General features: G+C 71.2%; 12 protein-coding genes. 11 read left to right on the top strand and 1 reads right to left on the bottom strand.

Annotation, left to right across the window (positions count from 1 at the left end):
- Positions 1-88 precede the first annotated feature (88 nt).
- From OHL10_RS15490 to OHL10_RS15480, 3 genes are all read left to right on the top strand, one after another.
- On the top strand, positions 89-1,051 hold the full coding sequence (locus OHL10_RS15490) for a formylglycine-generating enzyme family protein (RefSeq protein ID WP_265523129.1): 963 nt from the start codon (positions 89-91) through the stop codon (positions 1,049-1,051).
- Between the two features lie 90 nt (positions 1,052-1,141).
- Positions 1,142-3,508, top strand: a complete 2,367-nt coding sequence (locus OHL10_RS15485; RefSeq protein ID WP_265523128.1) for an arylsulfatase — start codon at positions 1,142-1,144, stop codon at positions 3,506-3,508.
- The gene (locus OHL10_RS15480) at positions 3,505-4,008 is read left to right on the top strand and encodes a hypothetical protein (RefSeq protein WP_265523127.1); all 504 of its coding nucleotides are present in this window, start codon (positions 3,505-3,507) and stop codon (positions 4,006-4,008) included. The genes OHL10_RS15485 and OHL10_RS15480 overlap by 4 nt, the downstream gene beginning before the upstream one ends.
- Before the next feature lie 40 nt (positions 4,009-4,048).
- Here the strand turns inward: OHL10_RS15480 and OHL10_RS15475 are convergent, their stop codons facing one another.
- Positions 4,049-4,588 carry a GNAT family N-acetyltransferase gene (locus OHL10_RS15475; RefSeq protein WP_265523126.1) on the bottom strand — a complete coding sequence of 180 codons (540 nt, stop codon included), beginning with the start codon at positions 4,586-4,588 and terminating at the stop codon, positions 4,049-4,051.
- A gap of 78 nt (positions 4,589-4,666) precedes the next feature.
- On the opposite strand from OHL10_RS15475, the gene OHL10_RS15470 reads away from it, so the two are divergent.
- From OHL10_RS15470 to ettA, 8 genes are all read left to right on the top strand, one after another.
- Positions 4,667-5,014: a hypothetical protein gene (locus OHL10_RS15470; RefSeq protein ID WP_265523125.1), complete on the top strand. Its 348-nt coding sequence runs from the start codon at positions 4,667-4,669 to the stop codon at positions 5,012-5,014.
- Between the two features lie 82 nt (positions 5,015-5,096).
- Complete coding sequence (locus OHL10_RS15465; protein WP_265523124.1) at positions 5,097-5,438, top strand: hypothetical protein; 342 nt, start codon at positions 5,097-5,099, stop codon at positions 5,436-5,438.
- Positions 5,439-5,470: 32 nt separating this feature from the next.
- Positions 5,471-5,764, top strand: coding sequence for a hypothetical protein (locus OHL10_RS15460; RefSeq protein WP_265523123.1), 294 nt, complete (start codon positions 5,471-5,473; stop codon positions 5,762-5,764).
- A gap of 10 nt (positions 5,765-5,774) precedes the next feature.
- Positions 5,775-5,963, top strand: a complete 189-nt coding sequence (locus OHL10_RS15455; protein WP_265523122.1) for a hypothetical protein — start codon at positions 5,775-5,777, stop codon at positions 5,961-5,963.
- Between the two features lie 636 nt (positions 5,964-6,599).
- Positions 6,600-8,276, top strand: a complete 1,677-nt coding sequence (locus OHL10_RS15450; protein WP_265523121.1) for a GTPase — start codon at positions 6,600-6,602, stop codon at positions 8,274-8,276.
- A complete protein-coding gene (locus tag OHL10_RS15445; RefSeq protein ID WP_265523120.1) occupies positions 8,273-9,859 on the top strand; it encodes a GTP-binding protein in 1,587 nt (528 codons plus the stop codon). Before OHL10_RS15450 ends, OHL10_RS15445 begins: the two co-directional genes overlap by 4 nt.
- Positions 9,860-9,900: 41 nt before the next feature.
- Positions 9,901-10,539 carry a single-stranded DNA-binding protein gene (locus OHL10_RS15440; RefSeq protein ID WP_265523119.1) on the top strand — a complete coding sequence of 213 codons (639 nt, stop codon included), beginning with the start codon at positions 9,901-9,903 and terminating at the stop codon, positions 10,537-10,539.
- A gap of 161 nt (positions 10,540-10,700) precedes the next feature.
- Positions 10,701-12,383: an energy-dependent translational throttle protein EttA gene (ettA, locus tag OHL10_RS15435; protein WP_265523118.1), complete on the top strand. Its 1,683-nt coding sequence runs from the start codon at positions 10,701-10,703 to the stop codon at positions 12,381-12,383.
- The last annotated feature ends 102 nt before the right edge of the window (positions 12,384-12,485 follow it).

Here is a 12,485-nt window from a genome sequence, read left to right as displayed (position 1 = left end):
TGCATCGCACCATGACCTCATGCGATCTGGACGATGCGCCGGTCGGTCGCCTCGGGGTGTGATCGACGCCGAGGCGATGGGAGGTCGGATGGCCGAGGAGCACGCGTGCTGCGCACCGGCGGCGGGTCACGGCGATCGGGCCGGACGCACCGCCGTCGGCCCTGCGCCGACGGCAGCCGCGACGACGGGCACGACCCCGGACGACGCCGCGATGGTCCACCTGCCCGGGGGCACGTTCGTCATGGGTAACGACGGACCCGACGCGTACCCGGAGGACGGGGAGGGGCCGGCGCACGCCGTGACGCTCCGCCCGTTCCGTCTCGACCGCACGACGGTGAGCAACCGGCGGTTCGCCGCGTTCGTCGACGCGACGGGCTACCGCACGCTGGCCGAGGAGGCCGGGTGGTCGTTCGTGTTCGGTGGTCTCCTGCCCGACGACTTCCCACCGACCCGTGCCGTCGCCGCGGCACCGTGGTGGCGGCAGGTCGAGGGCGCCGACTGGCGGCACCCGGAAGGGCCGGGGTCCCACGTGGCTGACCGGCTCGACCACCCGGTCGTCCACGTGAGCTGGTCCGACGCCGTCGCCTTCACGGGCTGGGCGGGTCTCAGGCTGCCGACCGAGGCGGAGTGGGAGTACGCCGCCCGGGGTGGGCTGGAGGGCGTGCACTTCCCGTGGGGCGCGGAGCGGGAGCCGGGCGGTGCGCACCGGATGAACGTCTGGCAGGGGGACTTCCCGGGGCACAACACGGTCGCCGACGGCTACGTCGGCACCGCCCCGGTGGATGCGTACGAGCCCAACGGGTACGGCCTGCACACCATGACGGGGAACGTCTGGGAGTGGTGCGCCGACTGGTTCTCGGCCGGCGCCTACGCCACCGCGGCCCCGGAGGACCCGCGGGGGCCGGAGCTCGGGAGCGAGCGCGTGCTGCGCGGCGGCTCCTACCTGTGCCACGAGTCCTACTGCCGCCGGTACCGGGTGGACGCCCGCAGCTCGAGCACCCCCGACTCGGCGACCGGGAACGTCGGGTTCCGCTGCGCGGCCGACGCGTGAGCCTCACCCTGTCTGGGTGATGTGGCCCGGAGCCCGCCTCCCTAGCGTGGATCTCGTCCACGCCCGTGCCCGCGACGAGCGGAGAGCTCCATGCGTCCTGACCATCACTCCCGATCGATGCTGCCCATCCCCGACCGCCCGGCGCCCGGTCTGACGACCTACGACGCCAAGGACCCGGAGACGTCGTACCCGCCGATCACCCCTCTGCTCCCACCCGAGGGCGCACCCAACGTGCTGATCGTCCTGCTCGACGACGTCGGGTTCGGGGCGTCCAGCGCGTTCGGGGGCCCGTGCAACACCCCGACGGCGGAGCGCCTCGCCGCCGGCGGGCTGCGCCTCAACCGGTTCCACACGACGGCGCTGTGCGCACCGACGCGCCAGGCGCTGCTCACCGGGCGCAACCACCACTCGGTCGGCATGGGCAGCATCACCGAGACCGCGACGTCGGCTCCGGGCAACAGCTCGATGCGGCCCAACACCAAGGCGCCGCTGGCGCTGACGCTCAAGCTCAACGGGTACTCCACCGCACAGTTCGGCAAGTGCCACGAGGTGCCGGTGTGGCAGACCTCGCCCATGGGGCCGTTCGACGCCTGGCCCACCGGGGGCGGGGGGTTCGAGACGTTCTACGGTTTCATCGGTGGGGAGAACAACCAGTGGGACCCCGCCCTGTACGAGGGCACGACGCCGGTCGAGCCGCCCGCGACGCCGGAGGAGGGATACCACCTCACCGAGGACCTGACCGACCACGCCGTCGCCTGGATCCGGCAGCAGAAGGCCCTCATGCCCGAGCGTCCCTTCTTCGTGTACTACGCGCCCGGCGCGACGCACGCGCCCCACCACGTCCCGGCGCAGTGGCCCGAGAAGTACCGGGGCGTCTTCGACGACGGCTGGGACGTGCAGCGCGAACGCACCTTCGCCCGGCAGAAGGAGCTCGGGATCGTCCCGCCGGGGACGGAGCTCACGGCGCGGCACGACGAGATCACCGCCTGGGACGACATGCCCGACGAGCTCAAGCCCGTGCTCGCCCGGCAGATGGAGGTCTACGCCGGGTTCCTCGAGCACACGGACCACGAGGTGGGCCGGATCGTCGACGTCCTCGAGGAGCTGGAGATCCTCGACGACACGCTCGTCTACTACATCGTCGGCGACAACGGGGCGTCGGCCGAGGGCACCATGAACGGGGCCTTCAACGAGATGGCGAACTTCAACGGGATGGCCGCGCTCGAGACGCCGGAGTTCCTGCGGAGCACCATGGACGAGCTCGGCTCGCCCAGCTCCTACAACCACTACTCCGTCGGCTGGGCGTGGGCCATGAACTCCCCGCTGCAGTGGACCAAGCAGGTCGCCTCCCACTGGGGTGGCACCCGCAACGGCACGATCGTCCACTGGCCCGCCCGGCTCACCGAGCGCGGGGGCCTGCGCTCGCAGTTCACCCACTGCATCGACATCGCTCCCACCGTCCTCGAAGCGGCGGGCATCCCGGAGCCGACGTCGGTCAACGGCGTGCTCCAGACCCCGATGGAGGGCACGAGCATGATCGACGTGCTCGCCGACCCGGACGCCCCGGAGCGCCACAGCACGCAGTACTTCGAGATGTTCGGCAACCGCGGGATCTACCACCGGGGATGGAGCGCGGTCACCAAGCACCGGACGCCGTGGCAGATGGTCGGCGGGGCCATCCCCGCGTTCGACGACGACGTGTGGGAGCTCTACGACGGCCGGGACGACTTCAGCCAGGCGCACGACCTCGCGCGCGAGCACCCGCAGAAGCTGGCGGACCTCCAGCGCCTGTGGCTCATCGAGGCCACGAAGTACGGGGTGCTGCCGATGGACGACCGCACGTCCGAGCGCATCGAGCCCGGGATGGCCGGGCGCCCGACGCTCCTGCGGGGTCGCTCCCAGACGTTCTTCCCCGGCATGGGCAGGCTCTCGGAGAACAGCGTCGTCAGCATGAAGAACCGGTCCTTCTCGGTGCTCGCCGAGATCGAGGTGCCCGACGGCGGCGCGCAGGGTGTGCTCATCGCGCAGGGCGGACGCTTCGGCGGCTGGAGCGTCTACGTCCACGACGGGCGGCTCACCTTCTGCTACAACGTGCTCGGCATCCGGTGGTTCACCGTGGTCGCCGACGAGCCCGTCCCGTCTGGGCGGCACGTCGTGGGCGTGACGTTCGCGTACGACGGCGGCGGGCTGGGCAAGGGCGGCGACGTCACCCTGCAGCACGACGACCAGCAGGTCGGTGCGGGCCGTGTCGACGCCACGCAGCCCATGGTCTTCTCCGCCGACGAGACCACCGACATCGGGTACGAGTCCGGGACGTGCGTCTCGACGGACTACACGACGCGGACGAGCCGCTTCACCGGGCGGATCCTGCGCATCGTGCTCGACACGGGGGACGACGACCACGACCACGCCATCAGCGCAGAGGAGCGCCTCCGCATCGCCATGGCACGGCAGTGAGCTCTGGGTCCCCACTGGCCCACGCGAGCCTCGAGTCCTTCGAGAGCCGCGCCGCCTACCTGTACGGGCTGATCATCACCGGCTCGGTGCTCGCCGCCGCGCCCGAGGACCTCGGCATCCTCCGCGTCGTCGGCCTGCTCGCCGGGACGCTGGCCGTCTACTGGTGCGCGGAGACGTACGCCTCGATGATGGCGGCCCGCGCCCGGGCGGGCAGGCCGCTCACCGGATCCGAGCGGCGGGCGGTGCTCCTCGAAGGCCTGCCGCTGGTGGCCGCGTGCGCGGTCCCCGTCACGGTGCTCTTCGCCGAGGCGGTACTGCGACTGGAGCCGTCCACCGCCGTCGACATCGCACTGCTCGTCAACCTCGGGCTTCTCGGCATCGCCGGGTGGCGCATGAGCACCCGCAGCGGGATGACCGGGTGGCGTCGCGTCGCGTCAACAGCCTTCGCAGGGCTGCTCGGCGCAGCGATGATCGCCCTGAAGCTGTCCCTGCATCACTGAGACCTCGGGTGGGACCTGCCCGATGTGTCCGCGAGGGCGATCACAGGTCCTTCATGTAGAACAGCGAGTTCCCGTGGGTGTCGTCCGGTTCCACTCGATCGGTTTCGATGAATCCGAGCTTGGTCATCACCCGGCGAGAAGCGGTGTTCCAGTCACGGATGGTGGCCCACAGGCGTCGGTAGCCGGACTCCTGAGCCCAGGCGAGCACTGCCCAGGAGGCCTCGGTCGCGTATCCCTGGCGCCAGAACCGCTGCAGGAACTCGTAGGCGAGCTCCGGTTCGCCGTCCTGTCCGTGGTCGTTGGGAAGCAGGCCGCAGTAGCCGATGACGTCGCCGGTATCTCGTCGCTCTGCCGCCAACAGGCCGAGGGAGGCGTCGGGCTCTTCGCGCCGGATCCGGTTCTCGATATCCTCCAGCGTCGGGCGACCGTCGTGGCCTATCCGGCGATGCGGAGGAACGCGAGGATCGCGCTCGGCCCACAGCTCGCGCTGGAGAGGTGCATCGGTCACGAGCCAACGCCGGAGCAGGAGCCGGTCCGTCTCGAGGACCACCTCGCCTGCAGGTACCCGCGCGTGGTTCATGGCGACGAGTATGCAGGAACGCCATAGACGAGGCCTCGGCGAGGTCTTCGGCCATCTCACTCTGGAGGAGCGCTGCTGATGACAGGGTCTGTCGAGGTCCCGGGCGGGGACGATCTGTCCGGACTGCCGGTCGATGTGTCGCAGGGCGAGGAACCGTGGGTCCGGACGATCACCGCGCGGGCCGGTGACGGGGACGAGCTGACACTGACCTGGGACGAGGTGGCGGCCTCGGTGCACGTTCGCTGGAGCTCTTCAGGGCGTACGCGGCTCGAGGTCTACCGTGAGTGCCTGACGAAGGTCTCGGTCCGTGACGTCGGTTCCTGTGTGGAGCTCCGCGTCTGGTGTCGCGACGTGGAGCTCGGTGGGCAGCTCGTTGCGGAGATCGGCGAGCGCGTGGTCGTGACCGACACTCTGCTCCGGGGATAGCTCTCCGATCGCCGCCGGATCGTCCGCGCTCGCGACGAGGTTCCGCTGCGCGTCGGGGAGTGACGCGGTGTGGCTGGTCGGAGTGGACGAGCAGGAGGCAGCAATGTCAAGCAGGCCCTTCATGTTGACGGAAGATGTCGTGGAGATGTTGATGCGGTTGGTGATGGAGCGGGTGATCGACCGCACCGTCGCCTGCCGATTCGTTACCCCGTGGGTAGTGGGAGACCTGCCAGCCGAACGAGTGGCTGAAACCGGGGCCCAGACCATCCACGGTCTGGATGTCATCCGACTCGGTGACGGCAGGGAGGCCCATCCCTCGACTCCCGACGACGGTCAACCTTTCATCGTGGATCACGACGAACTGGTCCGCAGATGTGATCGTTGGCTGTCGGTTGCGGGGCGCACGTCGGGAGGCGAGCGTTGATCGCTCCCCTTCCCGACCGTTGAGGAGTAGTGATGGCTGAGAAGAGCGCAGCATTCAGACTCGTGAGCGGCGTCCGCGATACGTCGCTGGGGCAGGGCAACAAGGTGCACATCCTCACTGGCACTCATGGCTTCCCCGACGGCGTCATGAAGCCCGACGCGGGTCTGTTCGCCGACGACGTTGCGGCGTTCGGAGACCGGCCTGGAGTGACCGTGCATGACGTGCCCGGTATGTCGTCTAATGAGATCAGCGCCGTCTCGCGTCAGCCTGGCGCGATCATCGGCGGCATCTGCAACAGTGGCGCGTGTCTCGCGCCCCACATGTGAGCGAGTCGAGATGAGCGAGGAAGAAGAGCGCGAGAACAAGGAGTACGTCGGGATCATCTGGATTGGCGACGGCCCCGGCATTCGATTGCGCGTCTTTGCGCCGTCAGCACTCGAAGCCCGCGCCCTGGTGATCGAGGAGTACGGCGAGGGGCACGTGATCACTCTGCGGAACGAGGACGATTCGAACCGCCCGCGCTGAGGCCGCAGACGGGGCACTTCGCGCGGCCACGATCGCAAGACGGGCTCAATGCAGATGAGGGTGTAGCAGCGGTCTGAAGCCGCCGGCTTCCAGGAGCGATCGGGCGATGTAGTGGGTCAGGTTGCGGAAGCCGAGGGCGGAGCCGCGTAGGTGCTCGAGCCGCCCGTTGACGGCTCTTCGCCGATCCGGTGGGGAGTGGTCTGGGTGGCGTGACAGGCTGGGCGTGAGGGTCGAGGTCCCTGATGATCAGAAGCGACCAAGCAGTCTGATCGATCTCGAGGACCTCGACGTTGTGTTGCGCCCCGGGTTCAGTAGAGGCTCGGAAACTGACGCCTCGACGGTAGCCGTAGCGTGGTTGTGACGGTAGAGGGTGTCCTCGAGCTCGGCGGGGGGATGAGTCCGATCTCGCCGTGCAGGGGATCGGCGCGCTGAAGCCCTCGCATCCCGCGGCCCGCGGGGGTCGGAGCGGGTGCGTCTGATCCGTGGAGATCGAGAGTCCGAGGGAGCACCGCTGCGAGGACGGCCGAGACGACGCACTGAGCGCTGGACCTCGTGGAGCACCCGCCGCAGGATGAGGTCTTCGGTCCGTCGGCGCGGGTGTTTGGCCTGGCCACCCTGGCAGGTCACTATGAACCAGTGAGAACCGAAGACGCTGCAGTGCGCACCGCCTCCTCGGGATCGGGGGCCTCTGACGAGCTGGGGGTCACGGTCTTCGACGTGGTGCGAGACCTGCGCCGCGACGTCGCCGTGGTCGAGCTGCCGCTCGATCTCGACGGTGCGCGTGACGCCGACGCGTCGCGCGGGCGCCTGGTGGCCCAGCTCGACGAGCACCTGCTGCCCCGCCTCAAGGAGCTGTCGTCACCGGCGGTGGTGGTCGTGGCCGGGTCGACGGGCGCGGGGAAGTCCACGCTGTACAACTCGCTGCTCGGTGACGAGGTGTCCGAGGCCGGTGTCCTGCGGCCCACGACGCGTGAGCCGGTCCTCGCCTACAACCCGCTCGACGCCGACGTGTTCGTCGAGAGCCCCACGACGCAGATGGCACGGGTGATCCAGCACGACGGCGTCCCGCGCGGCACCGCCCTGCTGGACGCCCCGGACCTCGACTCGCTCCTCGACGAGAACCGGCGCACCGCGGCCGAGCTGCTCGAGGCTGCCGACCTGTGGCTGTTCGTCACGACCGCCGCCCGGTACGGCGACGCCCTGCCGTGGCAGGCGCTCGGCCAGGCGATGGAGCGCGGCGCGAGCGTCGCGATGATCCTCAACCGGGTGCCACGGGAGAACCTGCACACGATCCGCGGCGACCTGCTCGCGCGGCTGCGCGAGCACGGCATGGACGGTGTGCCGCTGTTCGTCGTGCCCGACGTCGGCCCGCACGAGGGCCTGCTCGAGCGCACCGTGGTCGCGCCCATCGCGCGCTGGCTGACGATGCTCGCCGGCCCCGACCGCTCGCGCGCCGTCATCGTGCGCACCCTCAAGGGCGCGCTCGGTGCGCTGCCCGCCTGGGTCGAGGGCATCGCGGACGCCGTCGAGCACCAGGTCGCCTCGGCCTCCTCGACGCGCGAGCTCGTACGCGCCACCCTGCCCGACGTCGAGGAGGCGGCCCGCGCGTCCGTCGTCGGGGGAGTGGTGGCCGGCGGCTCGGTCGCCGCCCGCTGGGCCCAGGTGAACGGCGCGGACCGCATCGACCGCGTCCGGGTGCGGGCCGGCGTCGTGCGCTCGACCCGTCGTCGCGGCCGCGCGCGGGCCGCGGCGCTCGTCCCGTTCCTCGACGAGCTGCGAGCCGCGACCGCGCGCACCCTCGTCGCGATCGGCACGGCGAGCGAGGACGTGCTCGTCACCGCGATGACCGCACCCACCACGCCGGCCGGTGCCGTGCTCGCGCCCGACCGCGGCGACGAGGCCCGGGAGGCAGCCCGCGAGCAGGCGGCGGCCGACCACGTCGCCGCGTGGGTGGCCCACGCCGAGCGGGCGATCGAGGCGCTCCAGGGCGTCGACGAGCCCGACGTCACGCCCGGCGCGTCCACCCGCCGCGCGGAGGCCGCCGTCAAGGCGTTCGGAGCGCAGGGGCTCGCGGCGCTCTGCCTCGCGGCGGCGGCCGGGGCGGACGACGTCCACCACCTCGTGCGAGCCGTCCTCGGGGAGCCGGGGGACGCCGTCGTGCAGGAGCTGACCACCGACCTGGCGGACCGCGCGGTCGCGGTGGCCGCCCGGGAGGCGGACGATGTTCTCGCCGCACTCGACGTGCCCGCCCTCGCGCCGGACGCGGCCGTGGGACTGCGGGTGCGGCTCGCCGAGCTCAGGAGGTTCATGTGACGTCCCACGACGCCCAGCTGCGCGCCCGGACGCAGGACCTGCGCCAGGCGCTCGACCTCGCGGGGGACCGGCTCGACCCGGACGTCGCGGACACCGTCGCGACGGCGATCGCCGGGGTGAGCGAACGGCTCGCGCTCGGCGTCGACCACACGGTCGTCGCGCTCGCCGGCGGCACGGGCTCGGGGAAGTCGAGCCTGTTCAACCGCCTCACGCGGCTCGACTTCGCCGACGTCGGGGCCAAGCGCCCCACCACGGCCCGGATCACGGCGTGCGCGTGGAGCGAGGACGCCACGTCCCTCCTCGACTGGCTCGAGGTCGACCACGAGCGCCGCATCACCCGCGGCGGCGAGCTGGACGGCGTCAACGAGGAGGCGATCAGCGGGCTCGTCCTGCTCGACCTGCCCGACCACGACTCGATCGAGCCCGCGCACCGCGAGGTCGTCGACCGGGTCCTGCCGCTCGTGGACGTCCTCGTGTGGGTCGTCGACCCGCAGAAGTACGCGGACGACGCGCTCCACTCGGGCTACCTGCGCAAGTCGGTCGGGCTCGAGGCGTCGATGGTGGTGGTGCTCAACCAGATCGACACCGTCCCGCCGACGCGGCGCGACACCCTCGCCGGCGACATGAGCCGCCTGCTGCAGGAGGACGGCCTGTCCGGCGTCTTCGTCGCGATGGTCTCCGCCAAGACCGGGGAGGGCCTTGACGAGCTGCGCGAGCTCCTCGAGCAGGCCGTCGCACGGCGCAGCGTCTCGGCGAGCCGCGTCGCGGGCGAGCTCGACCGCGCGGGCGAGCTGCTGCTCTCGCAGACCCCCGGCGACGTCCCGTGGAGCATGAGCGCCGCCGTCGAGCAGGAGGTCCGCTCGCTCGGGGAGGCCGCCGGCCTCGCCGCGGTGGCGGGGCAGGTCTCCGCCGCGGTGCGCAACGGCTACGGCCGCCCGGAGTTCTCGCCCGTCCAGGGCGACGCCGTCACCCTCTCGCGCGGGCGGTGGCTCGCACGCGCCGGCCGGTCCCTGCGGCCCGGCTGGCGCCGTTCGCTGGAGGAGTCGGTGGCCTCCGCCGACACCATCATCGCCCGCACGACGGCGGCGCTCGCCAAGGTCTCCCTCGACACCCGGGGCCCGACGTCGGCGCGGGCGACGCGGACGACGGCGTTCGTCGCGCTCGCCGTCGGGATCGTCACCGGGGCGGTCTCGATCCTCGGCTCGTTGGGCACCCTCGACCTCGACGACGGCCTCACCACCGCGCTCGCGATCGTCGCGGCGGTGTCGGTGGTCGTCGCGGTCGGGTCCTTCCTCGCCGGGGTCCAGATCCGCCGGACCCTCGCGAGACGGCGCGAGCAGGCCGTGGTCGCCTCGGGCCTCGGCGCCATCGAACGGGTGGTGCAGGAGAACCTCGCACGACCCACCCAGGCGCTGCTCGACGAGCACCGGCAGGTGCGCGAGCTCGCGCAGTCGGCGCGCGACACGACGAAGGTCGCCCCGCTGACCGGGGCCGTCCGGTTACCCACAGCCGCTGATCTCGAGTCCCTGTCCACAGGGGAGGACCACGGCCGGCACAGCGCCCCGCCGTCCCCGGCACCCTGAGGCCAGCGGCCGGCACCGGCCGCGTGACCTCAGGAGGATCGATGAGCAACGACGTCACCGTGACGCTGGCGGGCTACGTGGGCACCACCCCGAAGCTCTTCACGTCCACGTCGGGCAACGACTACACCAGCTTCCGGATCGCGAGCACCCGGCGCTACCTCGACCGCGCACGCGGTGAGTGGGTGGACGGACGCACGATCTGGTTCACCGTCAAGGCCTGGAAGGGCTTCGCCAAGAACATCGCGGCGTCCCTGCGCAAGGGCGACGCCGTCGTCGTCAGCGGCCGCCTCGCCGTCGACGAGTGGACCGGGCCGGAGGGCCCCCGGTCGAGCCTCGTCATCGAGGCGACCGCCGTCGGACCGGACCTCGCGCGGGGCGAGGCGCGGTTCGCCCCGACCGTCCACCGGCGCGACGCGGCCGGCACCACCGACCCAGGGCGTCGTGGGGACGGGACGGACGCGCACGGCGTCGAGCACCACGCAGGGCCGGACGGCGGGCCGGACGCAGGGCCGGACGCAGGGCCGGGTGGTGACCCGTGGGCGCTGGTCCCCGACGGGCTGCCGGGCGAGGTCGACGAGCTGGACGCCGCAGGAGACCCGGACCGTGCCCAGGACGCGGCGGACGTCACCGAGGCCGCACCGGACGCCGTCGACCGCGAGCTCGCGGCTCAGCCTGGGTGAGATGCGGCGGCAAACCGCGTAGGCTTGCCGGGTCGAAGTCGCCCGCCCACCCGGAACACCCGGCGGGGGCGGGCGCACCCATGAGGACCTGCGCGCCACCGCGGCCGTCAGGACCCTGGGCCAGAGCATCCCGCGAGCGATCGAACGGTGGAACAGAGCCAGTGGCTGAGTTCATCTACTCCATGTACAAGGCGCGCAAGGCGCACGGCGACAAGGTCATCCTCGACGACGTCTCCCTGAACTTCCTGCCCGGGGCGAAGATCGGCGTCGTCGGACCCAACGGTGCCGGAAAGTCGACGATCCTCAAGATCATGGCCGGTCTGGAGCAGCCGTCCAACGGCGAGGCGCGGCTCTCGCCGGGCTACTCGGTCGGGATCCTGCTGCAGGAGCCGCCGCTCAACGAGGAGAAGACCGTCCTCGGCAACGTGCAGGAGGCCGTCGGCGAGATCCTCGGCAAGAAGCAGCGGTTCGACGAGATCTCGGCGCTCATGGCCGAGCCGGACGCCGACTTCGACGCGCTGCTCGCCGAGATGGGCACGTTGCAGGAGGCCATCGACGCCGCCGACGCGTGGGACCTCGACTCCCAGCTCGAGCAGGCCATGGACGCGCTGCGCTGCCCGCCGCCGGACGCCGACGTGTCCGTGCTGTCCGGTGGTGAGCGCCGTCGCGTCGCGCTCTGCAAGCTGCTGCTGCAGAAGCCGGACCTGCTGCTCCTCGACGAGCCCACCAACCACCTCGACGCCGAGTCGGTCCTGTGGCTCGAGCAGCACCTCGCGACCTACCCGGGCGCGATCCTGGCCGTGACCCACGACCGGTACTTCCTCGACCACGTCGCGGAGTGGATCTGCGAGGTCGACCGCGGCCGCCTGTACCCGTACGAGGGCAACTACTCGACCTACCTGGAGAAGAAGCAGGAGCGTCTCGAGGTCCAGGGCAAGAAGGACCAGAAGCTCGCCAAGCGTCTCAAGGACGAGCTCGAGTGGGTGCGCTCGAACGCGAAGGGCCGCCAGACGAAGTCGAAGGCGCGCCTCGCCCGCTACGAGGAGATGGCCGCCGAGGCGGACCGCACCAGGAAGCTCGACTTCGAGGAGATCCAGATCCCGCCGGGCCCGCGTCTGGGCTCGGTCGTGCTGGAGGCCTCAAAGCTGGAGAAGGGCTTCGGCGACCGCCAGCTCATCGACGGGCTGTCGTTCACGCTGCCGCGCAACGGCATCGTCGGGGTCATCGGCCCCAACGGCGTCGGCAAGACGACGCTGTTCAAGACGATCGTCGGCATGGAGCCGCTCGACGGTGGTGAGCTCAAGGTCGGCGAGACCGTCTCGATCTCGTACGTCGACCAGTCGCGTGGTGGCATCGACCCCAAGAAGACCCTGTGGGAGGTCGTGTCCGACGGGCTCGACTACATCAAGGTCGGCAACGTCGAGATGCCGTCGCGCGCCTACGTCGCGGCGTTCGGGTTCAAGGGCCCGGACCAGCAGAAGCCCGCCGGGGTGCTCTCCGGTGGTGAGCGCAACCGCCTCAACCTGGCGCTCACGCTCAAGCAGGGCGGCAACCTGCTGCTCCTCGACGAGCCCACCAACGACCTCGACGTCGAGACCCTCGGGTCGCTCGAGAACGCGCTGCTCGAGTTCCCGGGCTGCGCCGTCGTGGTCTCGCACGACCGGTGGTTCCTCGACCGGGTCGCGACCCACATCCTCGCGTACGAGGGCACCGACGAGGACCCGGCGAACTGGTACTGGTTCGAGGGCAACTTCGCGTCCTACGAGGAGAACAAGATCGAGCGGCTCGGCGCCGACGCGGCCCGCCCGCACCGCGTGACCTACCGCCGCCTCACCCGCGACTAGGCACCCTGAACGCTGTGGGCGGGATGGTGGTGCGAATCCGGGGACGGATTCGCACCACCAAACCCCCCCCCACAGTTCTGTGCGGCCGGAAGTGAGCCGGGA

This window comes from Oerskovia flava, assembly GCF_026163685.1.
Taxonomy (GTDB): Bacteria; Actinomycetota; Actinomycetes; order Actinomycetales; family Cellulomonadaceae; genus Oerskovia_A; species Oerskovia_A flava.
This window is presented reverse-complemented; position numbering and strand designations above follow the sequence as displayed.